This is a genomic window from Arthrobacter sp. 131MFCol6.1, assembly GCF_000374925.1.
Classification (GTDB): domain Bacteria; phylum Actinomycetota; class Actinomycetes; order Actinomycetales; family Micrococcaceae; genus Arthrobacter.
Window position 1 is genome coordinate 1 of record NZ_KB895555.1, and the last position, 19,288, is coordinate 19,288.

At 68.5% G+C, this 19,288-nt stretch carries 8 protein-coding genes; 4 read left to right on the top strand and 4 right to left on the bottom strand.

Features of this window, described 5'->3' with window-relative positions; translation table 11 throughout:
• Positions 1–180: 180 nt before the first annotated feature.
• The 4 genes from C566_RS0118575 to C566_RS0118590 form a co-directional block, all read right to left on the bottom strand.
• Complete coding sequence (locus tag C566_RS0118575) at positions 181–2,157, bottom strand: serine/threonine-protein kinase (protein ID WP_018775861.1); 1,977 nt, start codon at positions 2,155–2,157, stop codon at positions 181–183.
• Between the two features lie 82 nt (positions 2,158–2,239).
• Positions 2,240–6,553: an FtsK/SpoIIIE domain-containing protein gene (locus C566_RS0118580; protein WP_018775862.1), complete on the bottom strand. Its 4,314-nt coding sequence runs from the start codon at positions 6,551–6,553 to the stop codon at positions 2,240–2,242.
• Positions 6,554–6,614: 61 nt separating this feature from the next.
• The gene (locus C566_RS0118585; RefSeq protein ID WP_018775863.1) at positions 6,615–7,961 is read right to left on the bottom strand and encodes a hypothetical protein; all 1,347 of its coding nucleotides are present in this window, start codon (positions 7,959–7,961) and stop codon (positions 6,615–6,617) included.
• Positions 7,958–10,816, bottom strand: a complete 2,859-nt coding sequence (locus C566_RS0118590; RefSeq protein ID WP_018775864.1) for a hypothetical protein — start codon at positions 10,814–10,816, stop codon at positions 7,958–7,960. Before C566_RS0118590 ends, C566_RS0118585 begins: the two co-directional genes overlap by 4 nt.
• A 231-nt stretch (positions 10,817–11,047) precedes the next feature.
• Here C566_RS0118590 and C566_RS0118595 point away from each other — a divergent pair, with 231 nt between their 5' ends.
• The 4 genes from C566_RS0118595 to C566_RS22800 all read left to right on the top strand — a co-directional run bounded on the left by C566_RS0118595 (position 11,048) and on the right by C566_RS22800 (position 18,973).
• Positions 11,048–11,329 (top strand): hypothetical protein, encoded by a 282-nt coding sequence (locus C566_RS0118595; protein ID WP_018775865.1) that lies wholly within the window; start codon positions 11,048–11,050, stop codon positions 11,327–11,329.
• A 127-nt stretch (positions 11,330–11,456) separates the two neighbouring features.
• Positions 11,457–17,087: a DUF6531 domain-containing protein gene (locus C566_RS21800; RefSeq protein WP_155846940.1), complete on the top strand. Its 5,631-nt coding sequence runs from the start codon at positions 11,457–11,459 to the stop codon at positions 17,085–17,087.
• Positions 17,088–17,168: 81 nt separating this feature from the next.
• Positions 17,169–17,885, top strand: a complete 717-nt coding sequence (locus C566_RS0118615) for a hypothetical protein (protein ID WP_018775869.1) — start codon at positions 17,169–17,171, stop codon at positions 17,883–17,885.
• Between the two features lie 821 nt (positions 17,886–18,706).
• Positions 18,707–18,973 carry a hypothetical protein gene (locus tag C566_RS22800; protein ID WP_155846942.1) on the top strand — a complete coding sequence of 89 codons (267 nt, stop codon included), beginning with the start codon at positions 18,707–18,709 and terminating at the stop codon, positions 18,971–18,973.
• Positions 18,974–19,288: the final 315 nt, after the last annotated feature.

Genomic DNA, 19,288 nt, shown 5'->3' on the forward strand with positions numbered 1-19,288 from the left:
GACAGCGGCCCGGACGGCCGCGGCGGGCCGTGCGGCTCGGGCGGCCGTGCGGCTCGCGTGACAGCGGCCCGGACGGCCGCGGCGGGCCATGCGGCGCGCACATCCACGCCAGAGTAATGGCCCCGCGGGGCAACCCCGGGCCCTTAGTCCTACGATCCTCAGCCCTACGAGCCCTCGGGCTTAAGAGTTCTCCCGGGATGTGATCCCGAAGCTCGGAGACTGCAGCTCGGTGAAGTTCCCGACGCTGGCGCGCACGGTGCACTGGGGCGTGATCTGCAGGGCCGTCACGGTGAGCCCCGCGCTGTCCACTGCGAGCGCCCCGCCGCAGCCGTCGGAGAACCGTACCCCCTTCTCACCGCCGCTCACCGCGGCGAGCATCTGCGAGGGCTTGCCCGATGCTGGACTGACATAGAGCGGATTCAGCTCGTCTGCGCCGCCGGCCCACACTGGCACCAGGGTGATCTTCAGCGGGCTGGGGGTCACGACGCGCGCTGGAGTACGCACCTCCACGCCCTTCAGGCGCTGGACGGGATAGGCCGTGCCCTTGACGGCAGGGTCCTGCGTCGCGGCCGTCGTCGCCTCGGACCCGGCCCGCAGCCAGGCATCGAGGGCCTGCTGGTCCGCGGGCGACACTGACACCTTGGCGGTGACCTGGACTGCCCCTCCCGCCGGGACCTCCAACCCCGAGACCTTCCAGCCACACTCGACGTCAAGGCCGGTGATCGAGGCCTGATTCCTGCTCACCGAAGCCCCGTCCCACGTGACCGCCGGGCACGCTTCCCCGTCGGCCAGGCCCGGGATCACCTCAAGGAATTCACCGGATAGCGGCGCCTTCTGCGCCGCGTACGACACAGTAAAGCGGATCTGACCGGAGGACGGCTCGTAGGAGGCCTCCCGCGAGATTGTCAGGCCGGTCGGAAGCGCCGCGTCCTGCAGTTGCTTGGACATCTGGCCGCCTTCCGCGGTGGGCCCCATTTGCGGACCTGCGGGGGCGAGGACAACGAACCCCAGGACCATCGCGACGACGAGCAGGGCCGCGGCACCGGCGAGCAGCAGCGCTTTGCGGGTGCGCCAGAACGGGGTGGCGACCTGTTCCTCCAGCCGGGCCTCGGCCCGGGGCCGCACTTCGCGACGCGGGATTGGACGGGCGATGGTGGCGCTGTCCGCCTCCCCGAGCTCGGGAGCCTTCCCGGCGTGGTCAACTGGCGAGCCTGACGCGAAGGCCGTGAGGTCCTCGTCCGTGAAGGCGCCCCGGACGACGGTGGCCGAGCGTTCGACGGCGTCGAAGTCCTCCGGGGCTTCGGTACGCGTGATGGGGCCGCTGCCGGCAAGGCGGGGTGCGAGACGCCGGAGCGTCGCCGCGGCCTCACTCGCCGTCGGGCGTTGCGCGGGGTCTTTGGACAGCAGCCCGTCGAGTACGTTCCAGACCACGTCATCCACGGGGATCCGTGGCGGACGCGAGGAAACATGGCGGTACGCGACGCTGAAGTCCGTCCCCGGCCCGGCGAAAGGAGTGCGTCCGGCGAGGAGCTCGTAGAGCAGGACGCCCGTTGAGTACACATCCCCCGGCGGGCCGGACCGGCCCTGGCTGATGAGCTCGGGAGGCATGTAGTGCGGGGTGCCGATGAGACCGGTCGTCTGGCGAATCTTCTCGCCCACGACGTCGGAGATGCCGAAGTCGGAGACCCGTACGTCGCCCGCGCCACACTCGGGCCAGGGGCGGGCGAGGAGCACATTGTCCGGCTTAATGTCGCGATGCGTCACGCCTCGCGAGTGCGCGAAAGCCAGTGCGTCGAACACTTCGGCGACGACATTGAACGCGTCCAGGGGACGCAGCGGGCCGGCCTCCTTCACCGCGTCACGCAGCGAACCGCCCTTGACGTAGTCCATGACGATGGCCAACCGCGCGCCCTCCACCACCATGTCGCGCACGGTGACGATGTGCGAGTCCTGCAGGCCAAGCAGGACGGATCGCTCGCGGACGAACCGCTCCACAAGCGAGGGATCGTCGGCGTGCTCCGGGCGCAGGACTTTGGCAGCAAACGTCCGGCCGTCGACCGAGGTGACGGTCCAGACCTCGCCGACGGCACCGGAGCCCACCCGTTCGCCGAAGCGGTAGGACGCTCCCAGAGCCTGACCCGTCTGTGCGAATTGCATACCGTACTCTCCAACGCTATCGATCTGATTCCTCAAGGCGCCCCGCCGTCCACTCGTTCCTCGTAAGCGCTCGTAGCCGGGCTCAGCCCTCAGCGCTCATCGACTGGATCAGTGCCAATTGCCCGCCGACGCCGATGTATCCACGCCCGGCGGTCAGCGCCACGGGCGCCCTGCGCGGGAGTGCGGCGCCCAGCAGTTCGCCGTCGTAATCCACATCCGGTTGCAGCAGCACGCCCAGGCGGGATTTGCGGAGCGTCTTGGTCCAGTGACTGTACAGCCCGCGGAGATCCGCGGACCGCCCGGCCGCGATGACGCACAGCCCCGGCTGCCCGGAGGTCACGGCCCCCGCGATGGATTGATCGGCGTCCTCGAAGCGCTCAGCGTCGTCGATCAGCAGGAACACCGGGCCGCGCTCGAGGCGCAGGGAGGCGAGCAGGGCCGGTACATCATCCGTGCCGACGGCCATGCGATCCAGATCGGCGAGGGCCAGGGGCGAGCGGCGATCGCAGATGCCCCACACCTGAGCCGGCCCGCGGGAGGTGGCCGCGCCGCGCAGGGCTGCGGCCAGGGCCAGCAGCAGCGTGGACTTGCCCGAACGGGCGGGCCCGGCGACGAGCGCGTGCTCGCCCTCGTAGATCTCCAGGAACGCCGGTGAGAGGTCCGCTTCCTGTATTCCCACCGGGATGAGCCAAGGTTCGGCCCCCAGCCGGGGTTCCACGCCTAGCTCCTGCATCGTGACGCTGGAGGGCAGACGCCTGATCGCGGGGGTCTTCGCGGCCGCCTGCGCCCAGCTTTGCCGCACGCGATCCACCGCAGCCTCGATACCGATGCCGGGGGTGGCCACATGCATCTGGAGCGAGGTGCGGGGATCCACGCAGCGCCCAGGAAGCGCCGCAGGGATTTCCTTGCCCCGGACACCGAGCGAGGAGTAGTCGTAGGCGTCCGCCAGCCGGAAGAGCCACTTCTGCAGCGTCACCTCGTTCATGGCCGAGGGCACAGCCTTGGCGCGTGTGGTGGAGACCGCGAAGGACAGTCCCAGCGCCGGGCCGTCCGCGTACGCCCGATACAGCAGAGCCAGCAGCTGCTGCCCTTCGAAGTCCTGGAACTCGTCCCGCAGCGAGGCCAGGCCGTCCAGCAGCACGACGGCGCGGCGGTGCCTGCCAGGGGCGGCGCGGCGTCTCTCGAGCTCGGTGTGCAGGTGCCGCAGGAAGCGGGCCTGCTGCTCCTTGGCGCCGGCCCCGGTTCCCACATACGCCACGGTGTGCGGCAGGCGTTCCAGGGCTTCGAGCTCACGGGAGCCCATGTCGAGAATCATCAGGTCCAGCTCGGCCGGATCGGCGTCCTTCGCCAGTGTCAGCGCGATGGAGGCCAGTGTGGTGCTCGTGCCGGAGCCGGCCACGCCCATGAGCATCAGGTTGCCCACGGACATGTCCCATCCCGCCGCGGACTGGCGCTGTAGCTCCGGCTCGTCCACGATGGCCACCTGGACGGTGGAACCTCGGACGGCGCCCACCATCGGCAGCAGCCGGGGTGCGGTGGGAGTGTCTGACGGTGCGGCGGGACGGCCGCCGTCCGGCTGGGGAAGATAACCCTCCAGCTCCACACGCTCGCCCAGGGCCTCCGGCCAGACCTGCCGCGGCTGGGCGTACCCTGCCTCGGCGTTGGCTTCGACAATGGCATCGATGAGGAGTTCGAGGTCGTTCTCGTCCACGGCCGCAGACCGTGGCGGCGCCGCCGCGGGCACAGGGACGCCGAACTGGCGGATCTCCCGCACGTCCACGGCGGGGCCGCCGCCAAGCTGCGCCCGTCCGGTCACGAGGGCTGTCTGCACGGGCGTGATGTCGTCCTGACCCAGTTTCACAAATGCGCGGCCCATCTGGGCCCGGCCGATCGCCGAGGCGGCGGGCACCCCGATGACGTTGTTGGAGTCGTCGCGGCTCTGCACCCGCAGGGCCACCCGGAGGTTGGTGTTCGCGAGGATGTCGTCGCTGACGACGCCCGCGGGGCGCTGCGTCGCGAGGATCATGTGCACACCCAGGGTGCGGCCCACTGCACCCACGCTGACGAGCGCCTTGAGCACGTCCGGGAAGTCCTTGGCCAGCATGGCGAACTCGTCGATCACGAGCAGCAGCCGGGGCATGGGCTCGGCCGGGTTCGTGGCCAGATAGGCGTTCAGGTTGTCGATGCCCTCGCCGGCCTCGGCGAAGACCCGCTGGCGGCGTTCCATCTCCGCCTCCAGGGCGCGGAGAGCCCGGTCGGCGAGCTGCTCGTCCAGATTGGAGATTGTGCCGATGGTGTGCGGAAGGCGTTCGCATGCCTTGAAGGCGGCTCCGCCTTTGAAGTCGACGAGGATAAAGTTCAGGCGGGTCGGATCGTTGCGTGCCGCGAGCCCGGCCACGAGCGAGCGGAGGAACTCGGATTTGCCGGAGCCGGTGGTGCCGCCCACCAGGCCGTGCGGGCCGTCCTTGACCAGGTCCAGGGTCAGGGTGCCGTTCTCCCCTGTGCCGATCGGCGTGGACACGCCGGTGGGAGCCTGCCACAGGCGACGGATCGTGGTCGAGTCCGGGCGGTCGTAGCCGAGGAGCCCGGGCAGCCGCACGAGCGGGGGCAGCGAGGCCCCGGGCACGCTCAGCTCCGGATCGTCGAAGTGCGCCACGCGCATCGCGCAGCGCAAGGCCTCCTCCTGGTCCAGGCCCGCCAGGATGACGTCCTCCACGCGGGTCAGGTCCTCCGGCTGGTCCACAGTGGCCGCGGCGTCTGCCCCGACCCTGATGATGGTGGTGCAGGTGGCCGGCAACTGCTCCTCCGAGGTCGCGATGACGATGCCCGCCACCCGTGAAGGGCGCTGCTGCGGGTTCACATGGACCCCTGGTACGGAGCGGCCCGTGCCGAGCAGCGCGCGTGCCGGCGCGTCCCTGCCCTCCGTGAGCACCTCGGAGTCCAGGACCACCAGCATCGCTGGTGTAGGCAGCTCCTGCACCGTGTCCTTGAGCGTGCGCAGCATGGCCAGGCTCGTCTCGCGGTGCGCGGACATCCACCGCTCGCCCGTGCTGCTGCCGGCCTGGCGCGTGTGCGGCAGCCACGAGGCCCACTCCCACTCGTCAGCTCGCCCGGCGTCGCAGAAGACGCCGATGGTCAGGTCGGCTGGACCGACGTGCACCGCGGCCTGGGCCAGGAGGGATCGCGCGAGCGCCAGGGTCCCCTCCCGCGGTCCGACGATACCCACGACGCCGGCGTCGGTCAGGTCCACGAGCACGGGCGCGGCCTGCAGGCGCGCAGCCGCGAGGGAGTCCTTCACCTTCTCATCCAGCCGCGATCCGGCTGTGCGGTCCACCTCGGGCTTCCAGGGGACGTCACCTGTGCCGGCGTGCAGGGCCAGGAAGTCGTCGGCGTCTGCGCGGCGCTGCCACAAGGACGTGGCGGGGAGTGCGGGGCGCCGGACCACGGTCGCGGGATCGGGGATCATCCGATGGCGTCGTGCGGTCTCCGTCGCTGCGGCTGCGCGGACCTGCTGCTCGAATCCCTGGAGCGCGCCGGCGAAACGCTCGTCCTCTTCCTTGAGGCCCCGGGCGTGACGGCGCTTTTGTTCGAACCACATGCCCACGGCCATGACCGGGCTGAGCATGGCGAACATCGCGAAGCGCATATCCCGCAGGATCAAGACCATCGCCGCCGCCATCACGAGGGGCGCGAGCACCGTGATGTAGCTGAACTTGCTGGCTGGCGGCACGTCCTTGCGGCTCGGCGGGACCAGGGGCTCGCCCGCCGGGGCCTGCCCGGGGCGGGGAGGCCGGTTGAAGGGCGCTGTCGCCGCCGGTGTGAGGTTGTGCAGGCTGCCGGGTGCCGGGGCGGGAGTCTCGTCCAGGGACCGGCGCAGGAGGAGCACCGTGCCGCCCGCCGTGATCGTGGCGGTTCCGGTGACCAGGACCCCGTCCTCTCCCACCGGCTCGCCATTGACGAGGGTGCCGTTCGTGGATCCGCCATCGAACACCCGCAGCCCGTCCTCCTCCCGGCGCAGGCGGCAGTGGTCCCACGAGGCGCTTTCGGTGGGAAGGCTCAGATCGGCGTGAGGGGACCGGCCGATGAGCATCTCTCGCCCTTGCGGAACGTCAACCACGCCGCCGGTGCGCTGGCCGCCGGCGAGCGTCACGCTCCAGCCGCGCACGCGCTGCGGAATCTGCCACGGCGCCCGCGAGATGCGGCTGCCCTCCAGGAAGATCAGTTCTGAGACGGGGGTGGAACCACGCACCTCGGCCTCGTTCACGAACACGGCCTCATCGGGTGCCAGGCGCGGGCCGCCAGCGGCCTCCACGAGGTCTGTCAGCGTCGTGGCGGGCGCGGCGTGAGCCACGTCGCACTCAAAGCGACGCTCGTCCAGGTCGATCAGCACACGCACCGGGCGCTCCTTCAGTGGTGGATGGTTCCCGCCCGCTCAGGGGCGAGCCGGGGGCGGGTGGTCAGGGGTTTGCCGGCGCCGGCACCCAGACGAGCCGCGGAGCGGCCTCGTCCGGCGGGCGCAGGCCAAGGTCCTGAGGGGAAGCGTAGACCGGGATTGCCTCCGCGGTCAGCGCCGCGGAGCGCGAGAAATCCAGCTCCGGCCCGGCGAGGCCGTCACCAGGGCCAAACGACATGGCGCGCAACGCCGCGCCGACTTTGGACGGCTCGCCGCTTCCAGCCGACGCGGCCGCCCGTACGAGGGCGACGACGGCGTCGTGGCTGCGTGCGTCCGCCGCCCATGCATCGGCGGAGAACGGGGCATCGCCCGTCAGGTTCTGGACCTTCGGGTCGCCGGACGCCAGGCGCACGGCGGACAGGAATGCGGACATCCCGCGCCCCTGGGCGTCCTGCTGGAGCGCCGTGGCATCGCCGCCGGCCGGGGCAACGCTGACCAGCTGCCCGGAGGCGGCGCCGTCGAGTTCGGCGAGCGTGGAGGCGAAGGCCGGGGCGGTGGCGCCGTCCGGTATGACGACGGGGACTGACACGTCGCGGGACTGTAGAGCCTGAACCAACCGGGCCAGCCGCTGCGGGGTGGCGGCCGAGACGACCACGGCGTCCGCGGGCTCGGCGACCCTCGTGGACCCGGCGCCTGCGGGGGCGTCTTCGGCAGGCGGGCGCAGCTGGGCGCCTGTTTGGATGGCGGCCTCCTGCGCCAGGCCCGTCACGTCGTCGAAGCCGTCGAGGTTCAGCGTCTGGGAGATCCCGACCGAGGCAGGGACCTCGCCGCCGTCCCCGACGAGCAGCACCCTGTTCTTGCCGTCCAGCGCGGTGCGAAGCCCGGCCGCAACGGATGCGCCCGATGGCCCCGTGGTCCAGGTAGCCTGCGCCGGGTCCGACGGTTCGGCATAAGGCAGAATCACCGGGAGGCCGAGCTCCTCGGCGGTCTTGGCCGCGGCCCGGGCCTGCGCCCCCGCGGTCGCCACGATGACACCCGACGCCCCCTGCTCGGCGAGCGCGCGGACGGCGGCGCGCGCGCCGTCCTCCGTGCCGCGGTCGTTTTGGGCCGAGAGGGCGACGGCGGCGCCGCCCTGGGCGAAGCGCTGTGCGGCGACGATTGCGCCCTGTGCTGCGCGGTTGTACTCGGAGCCGGGCTCGCCGGACTGGCCCAGCGTGAGGACGACGCCGATGGAGAAGTCCTTCGGCAGGCCCTCGGCTTTCAGCGCAACGGGAACCGTCGCGGCTACCGGATCGGGCCGTGAAGCCTCCTTGGGACGGCTCAGGGCCAGGGTCGTCAGGGCGATAGCAGCCGCGAGGACGACAGTGATGCCGGCGACGATCAGGGTCGTGAGCCTGGTGTGGGAGCTCATGCGGCGCCGCCGATCTTCAGTGTGTACAGGGTCTGCGACGTGGCGCCGGCCGGCACTTCGAGGTGGAACGGTGGCAGTTCGTCCACCGCGGTGAGTGAGGCCTTGAACTGTGCCTGGCGCAGCAGCAGCCCCGCCACGTCCCTGGAGCGGATGTTGGCATAGCCCTCAGCGTTCTGTGATGCCAGTGCCAGCTGATAGTCGGCGGTGTCGGCCTTGGCGGCGCTTGTGGCCATGGAGCCGAGCAGGCCGGATCCGTTCACCGAGCGGTCGCCCAGGTCGAGCATCACCTTGGTCAGGCTTGAGGACAGGAGGGCGCTGGCGCCCTCGACGTCGCGGGTTGAGCCGGACGTGCTGGAGGCGATGTTCGCGAGCGAGGACTGGGTGCTCTTGTCCAGGGACGCGGCCAGTGCGTCGCTCTGATCCAGCAGTTCATCCCGCTGCTTGTTCACCGTGCCCTCGGCGTCGTTCACCACCTCGTCCGACGTGGACTTCAAGCCGGAGATGGAGCGGTTGAACGCCGTGGTTACAGCTTCGGAGCCCGCGTCGCCGATCTCGGCAACCTGGCGCACTTGCTCGTCCACGGTCTTGTAGACCTCGGCGGCGGTCTCGGCCGAGACATCGCGGAGGGACTGCTTGATCTTGTCGCCGAGCCCGTCCTGTTGCTCCTTCAGCTTCGCGAGCGTCGAGCCGACCCGGCCGGAGGAGTCGATCGCCTCGCCGAGCGCGGCATCCAGGGCAAGAAGTTCGCGCTTGTTGCTGTTGATGTCTCCCGTGGCGGCGCCGTCGAGGGCCTTCGTGGCTTTGTTGATCGCGTCCAGCTTGGCGTCGATGTCGGCGATCGTCGTCCCCAAAGTGGTGAACGCCTGGCCGATCTCCTCGTCCGGGGCGGTGGTCTCGGTGGCCGCCAGGACCGCGTCCCAGGCGGCCGCCTGGGCCTCCAGCCGATCGTCCAGCGGGTCCTTGAACCCCAGCGGCGGGCGCAGGTCCTGCGCCGGGTTTCCGTTTTCATCCGTGGGCTCGCACGGTGCGGACGTCAAGTAGGAACGCAGCCGCTCCGCTTGCTCGGCGGACAATCGGCCCTCGCGGGGCAAGCCGCCGTCGGCCATCTTGCACAGCTCGTCGGCGAGCCGCTGGGTTTGCTGCGTCATTGATCCTTTCAGCAGCGAGCGGTCACCCACCTCGCCCCGGGCGTCCTGGGCAGTCTTCTTGATGTCGCCCAGCTTCTGCCGCAGCCCGTCGATGCTGCCGCGGACCGCAGCGGTCGCGTCCCGGGTCGCGGCGACGGAGGCCCGGGCGGACTTGATCGCCTCATCCACGTTTGCGAGGGCAGTCTTGTAGTCTTCGGTGGTCTCGGCGCCGTCGAGGACCGCAGCGAAATCGGCGCGCACCTTCTCCAGCGTGACGGCGGCGGCCTCCTGATCCTTGATCGCGCCCTCGACCATCTGCGGCTGCAGGTCCGCCACGAGCTCGTCGCCCTTCTTCACCAGGCCCAGCAAGGCACCGGTGACGGTCACGGCAGAGCCGTAGAGGGAGCATGTCATCGAGCCCTGCTCCGCACATTCCTCCGCGGTAGGGTCCTCGGGGCCCATGGTGGCCTTGATGGCGCCCGCCACGATATCCCGGCAGCCAGCGCTCACCTTCGCGTAGGCGTCGAGCTGCGAGGCCATGGTCTGGATGCTGGAGTAGACCGTGGCCGCCTTCCCCGATTTGGGCACCTCCGCGGTGCAGCCGTCGCCGTTGATGGGAGCCGTCGCGGGCACTGCCGAGGTGTCGCCCAGCATCGCGTCCACGGCGGCGACGGTCACCTTCAGCTGGGACGCAGTCGTCGACTGCGTTGACTTCGTCGCGGTCTCCAGGTCGGCGCCGAGAGTTTTCAGCTGTTCCTTCAGGTCCACCATGGTCGCGGCCAGGGCCTGGGAGTTATCGCGCAGCTCGCCCGCGGTCTTCGCACCCAGGGTCTGCGAGGTCACCTGCAGGTTCCGCCGAACCTCGGTGATGGTGGATCCGGCCTTGGTCAACACGGTGTTGACGTCCGAGACCAGCGAGATGGTGCGGCGTTGCAGCCCCATCTCGGAGCCCGTGCCGGAGGAGAACGCGCCGGCGAGCACGCCGTCCGAGCTGAGGTCGGTGTTGAGGCCCGGCTGGACCGCCACGTCGAAGGCAGGGACCTGAAAGTCCCTGACATCGGCAACGAGGCGCAGCGTGGTGCTCGCCCCGGAACGCGGCGGGGCCAGCACGGTGGCCCACTGCACCACGGTGGCACCGTCCTCGGTGCTGCTCAGGACGCCGTTGGTGCCGGTTCCGCCGTCCGCAGAGCCGGCCGTGACGTCGTCGGCCCGTACCCCGGTGAGCTTCGTTGAGGCGGCGATAGTCAGAGGGGCGCCCACCAGGGCGGTGTCGGAGCGGGTTTGGCCCGCGGCATCGTACTCGATGACCCGCGGCTTGACCGTGAGGTTCTCCAGTGTCAGGTCGATCTCGACCGGCCCGGTGTGGCCTTGAAGCTCGGTGAGGTCCGAGCCGGACTTCTCGCCGGCCCGGTACTGCAGGCTCACTCGCACCGGCAGTTCGCCCACCGCCTGCGCGGCGTCGTACTTCGTGTCCGCTGCGGAGGAGTCGCCGGCCGCGGACACGGAGATGGTGGTGCCTTCGATCGTCTCGACCCCGGCGGCCGGGGACATGCCCACGCGCACGCTCTGCAGGAGCTTGACCGGGTTGGACACCGACTCCGGCTCGGGGGCCGGGCCGCACGACGTCGTCGCGATCAGCCCCAGGGCCGCAAGGAAGGCGCCCAGCGCCCGGCCGGGCGCGATGCGGCGCCCGGGCCTGTGCTGGTGCGTGTTAGTCCGTCTGGGCATGATCGTCCCCTCTTCCGTTCATGGTGCCTTCAGCATGATACGGGGTTTGGCTCACGAATGGACTAATCGCGGGTTGCACGTGTCATGCGTGTGACCTGGGTTGTCATGTCCGGTCCCCCTAGTTTTTCTTTTTGTTGGATTTATTGGCTGGTGTTGGTAGCGTCGGCACCGTCCGGTCGCCGGCGGTGCTGTGTCCGGCGGAGAAGCGGTTGTCTCTTGGGAGGAATTTCTATGTCGCGTGTGTTGTCTACTGAGCAAGCCAAGGCTGCCATTGGGCAGGTGCAGTCGATCATTAACGGTGGTTTCACGGATCAGATCTCGGCGCTGGATGCGCAGGGAAGGGTTTTGTCGGATCCGAACGTTTGGGATGGTCCTTTGGCTGCGCAGTTCCGTGGTTCGACCTGGCCGGAGACGAAGGCTGCTCTGGATAAGGCCCGGGAGGAGCTGGAGCAGTTGCGGGGGCAGTTGCAGAAGATCTCGCAGGACATCTTCTCCGCCGGCGGCGGCGCCTGAGTCTGTATTTGCTTGCGTGAAGGCCGGGTGACCGCGCCGCTCTGGTGAGTGGTGCGGTCACCCGGCCGATGCACGGTTTGGTGGTTTGTCTTCTGTTCCGGTTCTTGTTCTGTGGGGGGCTTTGGTTGTGACCGAGTTCGTTGAGATGCCGCTGTTGCCGGCTTCGGATGCTTCTGATGGTGGGCGGTTCAGTTACGCCGTGGCCGGGTCGGTGAGGTCGGCGTTCGAGTCGGCGGCGTCAAGGCTTGAGGAGCAGTCGGGCTCGCGGGCATCGCACGTCGCCTCGGCGAAGGAAGACTTCAAGGGGCACTTCTCGGAGGTTTTCGAGGCCAACGCTGCCACGGCGAGGAATGACGCGAACGCGCTGGTGTCGGCGTTGCGGACGGTGGCCGGCTACGTAGGGCAAATGATCGACGCCGGGCATGAGGAGGACGCCCGGCGCGCGAGGAACAACGAGTGGGTCCGGCGGCATAATGACCGGAATCTGCTCGAGCAGGCCGGTGATTTTTTGTTCGGTGAGGAAGAACGGCCGGGCGGGGAACCGGGGACCGCTCCGACATTCGCCCCGGCCGATGCCAGGACGGGATCGCGGAATACCCCGGCGCCCGGCGGCGGGTACGGGGGCGGGACGTCCTCGGCGCGTCCGGCTCTTCTGCGGTCCTTCGCGGCGAACTCCCGCGGCCTGGATGACGGATTGTCGTCGGCTCCCGGCACCCTGGAAGATCACATTGCCTCGTTCGGGTCCAGTTGCTACTGGGGATCGCTTGATGCTTCAGGGGTGCTCGCTGCTTACCGGGAGTATTTGAGGGCAAACGAGAACGACGCGAAGTGGGCGGTAACGGTCGCGGACGCGTTTGCGGCCGCCGGGGGCGAGGGAAGCATCTCGACTCTCTCGGACGCGGCCGTGAATGAGGCGTTGGCAGCGGCAGGCGTGAGCGCGAACCGGTCCGGGCTGGTGATCGATCCGCCGACGGCGGCGGGCGCGATGCCTACCAGCGGGTATGCGAATGATCCCGTGAACACCGCGACGGGAAACTTCATCGAGCCAGAGTCGGATCTGGGGTTCGCCGGGGTTTCCTCGAATTTGTTCTTATCCCGGATGTACAACTCGCTGGCGTCGGGTTTGGAGATGCCCGGGGTGTTCGGTCCGGGGTGGGCCTCGGTTCTGGATCAGTACCTCGCGGTCTCGGATGAGGGCTGCCGGTGGGTGATGGCCGACGGCCGGGCGGTCGATTTCCCCCGCGAGGGGGCCGGCTGGGGTCGCGGCGTGGGCGAGAATTACTGGCTCACCCGCGAGCCCGCAACAGCAGCTGACTTGGCGGAGCTGGGCACCCTTCCGGAGGGCACGTCCGAGGCCCTGGTGGTCCGGGACAACCAGGGCGGTTGGTGGGCTTACAGCCTCGCCGGTGTGTGGCTCGGCGCCGGGTCCGGTCCCGGCCGGACGGTGTCCGCCGTCCGGGAAAGGCCGGTCGACGGCGCAGACGCCGGCAGTGCCGGACCGGTGACCCGGCTGGCGCATGTGCGGGGCCGGTTCCTCGACGTCGACTACGTGGACGGGCTCGTGGCCGTAGTGAGGGCCTCGGACGGGCGCCGGGTCGAGTACGCGTACGACGCCGCTGGCAGGCTGACGCGTGTCGCTACCGAACTGGGGGCGCGCACGTACCGGTGGAATGAGCAGGGCCTGATCGATGCCGTGGTCTCGGCCGCGGGTGTTCTCGAGGCGGAGAACACCTACGACGAACACGGCAGGGTGGTCCTGCAGGTCACGCAGCATGGGCGCCGGACCAGGTTTGCGTATCTGCCGGGCCGGGTCACGGTCGTTTCGGATGAGGACGGTACCCGGTCGAACTCGTGGATCGCCGATGCGAAGGGCCGCCTTGTCGGCGTGCTCGATTCCCACGACCAGCGGCAGTCCATGGCCTACGACGGCCACGGAAACCTGGTCTCCTTCACGGAGCGCGACGGGACCGTCACCGTGCACGCCTACGACGGGCGGGGCCGGAAGATCCGGACCGTTACCCCGGAAGGCGCGGACCTCACCTACGGCTGGGATGAGCAGGACCGCATCACCACCCTGGTGACGGAGTCCGGGTCTGTCGTCTCGTATGAGTATGCCGACGAGGTGTCGCGGGACCCCTCGGTGATCCTGGACCCGCTGGGCGGGCGCACCGAGCTGGAGTGGCGGAACGGGCAGCTGGCCCGGGTGGTGGACCCGGCCGGGGTGGCGGTCGACTTTGAGTACGACGAGTTCGGGGACCTGGTCGCGACCCGGAATGCTGTAGGGGACGTCGCTCGGATCGTCCGTGACCATGCAGGCCGCCCGGTTGCGGCGCTCAGCCCGTCCGGGGCGGAGACCCAGTTCAGCTATGACGCTGCGGGCGTTCTGGTGCGGCGTGAAGACCCGGACGGCGCGGTCTGGACCTTCGAGCACGACCACGCGGGGCGGACGACGGCGTTCGTCGCCCCGGACGGCGGGCGGACCGAACTCGAATACGCCGCCAACGGTGAACTGGTCCGGACAATCGATCCATTGGGCCGGGCCATTGAGCGGGTGTTCGATGAGCTGGGCAACGTCACCGGCGCGGTACTGCCCGACGGCGCCCGCTGGGGCTTTGTCCATGACACGCTTTCCCGGCTGGTCGGGATCACGGACCCCGCTGGTCACGATTGGGTGCGGGAGTACGACAAGATCGGCGCCCTGACCGCCGTCGTCGACCCCACCGGAGTCCGCACAGACGCGACCGCGGACCGCAAGGCCGGGACGGCGACCCTGACGGATGCGTTCGCGTCCTCAACGTTCAGCTTCGATGAGTACGGGCGCCCCACCCGGGTTGAGGCTGGGGACGGCTCCGCGGAGCTGGTCTCCTATGACGCCGCGGGCAATCCGGTGGAGCTCGTCGACGGCGAAGGCGGCCTGACGGTCCTGGGCCGGGACGTGGCCGGCAAGATCACCTCGATCACCTCCCCTACCGGCGCGGTCACCCGGTATGAATACGACGTGTGCGGGCGGCCCTGGAAAACCACGGACCCGCTTGGTGCAGTCACGGAACTGGCCTACGACGCGGACCAGCGGGTCACCGCCCGGACGCTGCCCACGGGTGAGGTGGAGACGTTCGGGTACGACCGTTGCGGGCGGCTCCTGTCCCGCCGCTCCCCCGGCCAGGGCGTGTCCCGGTACGGCTACGATAAGGCCGGGCGGCTGACCTTCTCCCAGGACCCCTGGTATGGCACCCGCCGGTTCAAATACAACACCGCCGGGGAGCTGACCGAGACCGTCAACGGCGTCGGCGGACGGACCCTGTTCGAGTACGATGTCCGCGGGCGCCTGGTCCGGATCACCGATCCCCTGGGCGGGGTGACCACCCGGACCTACACGGCCACGGACCAGGTTGATTCCGTTACCGACGCGCTTGGGCGAGTGACCACTGCCTCCTACGATCCCGCCGGGCGGCAACTGTCCCAGACCGATCCGGACGGGCACACCACCACCTGGACCTACGATTCGGCCGGCCGGGAATCCTCCACCTCGGTCGACGGAAAGCTGCTGGCCGCCGTCGAGCATGACTTGATCCGCCGCCGCGTGATCCTTACCGACTACACGGGCGCGGACGGCCTGGCGGTGGAGCACGAGCTGGCGTTTGACCGGCGCGGGCAGCTGACCTCCCGCACCCGTGGCAGCCGGGGAATGTCCTGGGAGTACGACGCCGACGGGAACCGCACCGGATTCACCGACGTGCACGGAACCACCACCACGTACGTCCGGGACGCCGCGGGCCGGGTGACCGCCGTCAGCAACCCCCGGCTCGGGGAAGCCGTGTTCACCCACGACGCCTCGGGCCGTATCACCTCCGCCACCGCCGGGGAACTGGTCCAGGAATGGGCCTACCGCTACGGGAACCTGTCCGAGCACAGCCGCACGGACCGCGCCGATCCTCTCTCGGCCGATGCCACACTGATCGGCCGGGACGGGGACGGCCGGATCACGGCCCTGACCCGCGCCGGTGCCGTGACCCGGTACGGCTACGACGGGGCCGGGCAGATGGTCTCTGCCGCCACTACCCGCTATGGAGACCCGGAGGCTTCCGCTCCGGCTGCGGTGCCGGCTTTGGTTTCGGAGTGGGTGTACGACGCCGGCGGGCGCCTCATCCGGGAATCCGCACCGGGCGGGTCCCGGACCTATGAGTACGACGCCGCGGGGCAGCTCCTTGCCGTCACGGACTCGGACGGGTCCCGGACGGAGTACGTCCATGACGGCCTGGGCCGCCGCACCCGGCTGATCCGCCCGGACGGGTCCTGGACCGAGTACGCGTGGGGTCAGAGCGGCCAGCTGAAGAGCGTTGCCGACCGCACTTCCGACGGCTTGGAAACCTCCCGGCATGAGCTGTGGGTGGATGCCCTGGGCGAGCTGGCTGCCATCGATGGGTCGGAGCTGTGGTGGGACACCGCCAACCCGATCCCCACCCTCGCCGGCATCGGCGGTGACCAGGTCCTTTCGTTGCCAGGTGGTGTCACCGGTATCGCGGACGCCTGGATAACGCCGGGCTGGCGCGCCGCCCGGCCCACCGACCAGACCGATCCCTGGGCCGTCATCGGCGCGCCGGCAGTCCCTGGCCCGGGTCCGGGTGGCACTGCCGGTGGTGGTGCCGCTGGTTTGGGTTCGGTGTCCGGGCTGGCCGGTGTGCTGCCCGCCGGGATCACTCTGACCGGCAACGGCGGCCTGGACATCGCTGGCCTGGAGTGGCTCGGGGCACGTGCGTACGACCCCGCTACACGTGGTTTCCTCTCCACCGATCCTCTCGCCCCCGTCCTCGGCGCAGGCTGGGACGGCAACCCCTATGCCTACGCCGGCAATAACCCCCTCAACACCACCGACCCCACCGGGCTGCGTCCGCTGACCGATGACGAGCTAAAGGCCTACGACAAATCGGCCGGGAGCCACTGGGAGTACATCGTTGCGGGACTCGCCGTGGCCGCTGGTGTTGCTGCATTATTCGTGCCGGGGCTCAACATCATCGCGGCAGGAGCTATCGCCGGGGCATTGAGCTCGGGTGGCCTCTCGGTCATTTCCCAGAAATCGCAGAAGGGTTCGGTCGACTGGTGGTCAGTCCTCGGCAACACCGCGATAGGCGCGGCTACCGGTGCTGCAGGTGGCGGCGCGGCCATGTGGACTAGGGGCGTCCTGGCGGGTGCGCCGGCCGGACAGGCTGCAGCAGCGCTCGGAGTAAGTGCTGGCGCCAATGGGGTCGTCGGTGCGGGTGCAAGCGCCGCGAGCTACCTTTATCAGAAAGGCGGGCGCATCAATAACGGCTGGGACTTTGCGGGCAAGATCGCTGGTGGTGGCTTCGCCGGTGCCGTAGGCGGCCTCGCGGGGCCGGCCGGTGGCAGCCTCGCCAGAGGGATGTCATTGTCGTCGACCGGCGTCGTTGCCAAGGCGGGAACGATGGCCCTCAGTGGCGTTGGTGCGGGAACAGGTTCGATGCTGGAGAACGTCGTCGCCGGGGATCCGATTGACCCAGCGAAGGCCGGGGCAACAGGCCTGTTTGGAGCGGGTGCTGCCGCGATACCTGTGGGGCGCATACCGGCGTTCAACCAGACAGGCATTAGCACACTAAGGCAGGTGCCGTACTTTGCGCCTCGGACTGTGAACGGCATGTTTAACTACAACCAGACGAATACCGTGGGACTGTGGGGAGGCGCCTTTGGAGGTGGCACTGTCGGCTTCGGTGGCGACCAACTCCAGAGCGCACTCGGATGGTGAGCAAAACAGGCCTAGAAAGGGTTGGTTGTTGTGGGAAGAAAAGCTGAGCATCCGGTAAGGAATGCTCTGATCCTTAGTGGCGTGTTATTGAGCGCAACGATCGCGGTGATCCTGGTAGGACCTCAGGACCACGTGTCACAGGAGGTCGTGGCACTACTCGCCGGCCTGGCCGTGGGTGTGTGGCTGCTGCGTTTCTCGCCGCCCTGGCGCTGGCTAGCCATGTTGGTTTTGGTGCTTTCCCTCGTTCTCTGTTTGGTGTTGGGCCCAGCCGGAATCGCGTGGTTCGGTGGGTTTATTTCGGGCACCCAGGCCGGACTGGCCTGGCAGCATGCCAGTAAGCGCGGTAAGTCAGCTAAGCAGGCCCGGGAAACCGCAAAAAAGGCGGAGTGGCTGGTTGATGGCCGGGGTCTTAGCACCGTCGCGGAGGCTCAGGAGGCGGCCGGTGTTGCGCTGCATTCCTTGGACGGAAAGTCACGTGGACGGCTGGTTGTTGAGTATCGGTCGGCGCGTTTTGAAGTCGCCGGTGGCGTTGGGCTGGGGATGGTCTGTCATCGGAACGCTGACGCCACCAACGAGGGTTCGTGGGCGGTGTTGGTGCGGTCTGCAGGTGTTGCGGATGAGTCAGTGGAGGTACCGATGGGTAATGCGACGGGTTTCATTCCTTCTCGGTTCATTCATGATCTGGATTCAATTGAAGCGGCATTGGCTGATTTCTTCAGAAACCCAAAGGCGTCGTCGTTCCGTCCGGAATGGGTGACTGGAAGCGAGGCTGAGGCAACACGCCTGACGACCCATTAGCTAACGAGCGGATATCTCCATCATGGAGATATCATCGAGCTGTGAAGGAAGCCCAACCGGTTGGTCCCGAGAACCCCACGGGAGCCTCGCGTCCTGGCGCCCCAGCCCCCACAAGCCCCAGCCCCAGCCCCAATTCTTGGAAAGCCTCGATCCTGGACTGGAGCGGCGCCCTCGCGGCGGCCGCACTGATAGTGGTTCCGCTCTGGATGCTGCTCAGCAACCCAGCCGTTCCCGGCGGCCACCCCGCCCTACCAACTCTCGTGGTGGCCGCCGCCGCGGGCGGACAACAAGGGGTGCCCTCGGTGCACTTACCAACGGCGTCGTCAGCGGGGCCTTGGGGTCCCAAGGCGGTCATCTCACCGGTTCTCTGACCAGTTCAGCGTCCAGCCGGAACTCCAGCTCTATCTTACGGAAGGGACTTCGTGTTCATTAGGGGAAATTCATATCTGCGTCTGGTCGGAGTTCCTGTTCGCAAGGGGCTGTTCGTTCGGGGAGACCACATGTACGAAGTGATGACAACTCCGGGTGCATCCCGCGTCGTACCAGCGCAGCAATTGGCAGAGGCTATCGGCTTGAACCCCCACGGCCCCTGGAACGACTTGCAGGAGTGTCAGCGGACTGCGGATCGCCTCTTCAGGGAGGGCAGGAACGAGGATTGGGTTGAGTACTCAACGGCAGTCGTCGTGCCGGGTGAGTCGCTGGGGAAGGCTGAGTGATGCTCCGAGGACAAAACGCCGGCCGCCGCACTCAACGCTGGTGATTTGCACGTAGCAAAATCTCCAGATCGACCTTGGCGACCAATTCTGAAGTAGGAAAAGCATATGACCAAGACTTTGCCGATTCACGTCAGGGCAACGAGACTAACCAGGAAGCGCCGATCCCTGATATTTGGCAAGACATCTTTTACCTACGACGTTCGGTTCCGTGATGGCGAAATTCAAATCAACGTGAATCCCAATGATGTACTGATCGGCACCCGTTTTCCAGCTGATTATCATTCGGTCGTGCGTGGCGCGGAGGCAGTGGCCGGTGATGGGGTCCCTGGCGAGTGGGTGGATTATCCGTATGGGCGGCCGCTTCGTGACTGAATATCGGTCGAGGATCGGTGACGCCTCGGACCGAAGGGTGCATACGCCTGGAGTCAACTCGCTGCGGCAGGTGGTTCGTGAAGGGCCGTGGCTACGTCACGGGAATTCGCCGTGGTGAGCGATGGTGCGAGCTCTGGCGCGGGGAAATGAAGATCCGCTAGGAGCGCTTACCGAGCAGGACCTGTTGTTGGGCAAGAGAGCCGTGGGTAGCGCACGTCGGGTTCCTGTGAATTCCGATTCCGGAGTGGTGGCGGACTCTGGTGCGACTTTTGCGGGACCTGGAACGGCATGGCCAGTTTCAACCAGACAAAGACC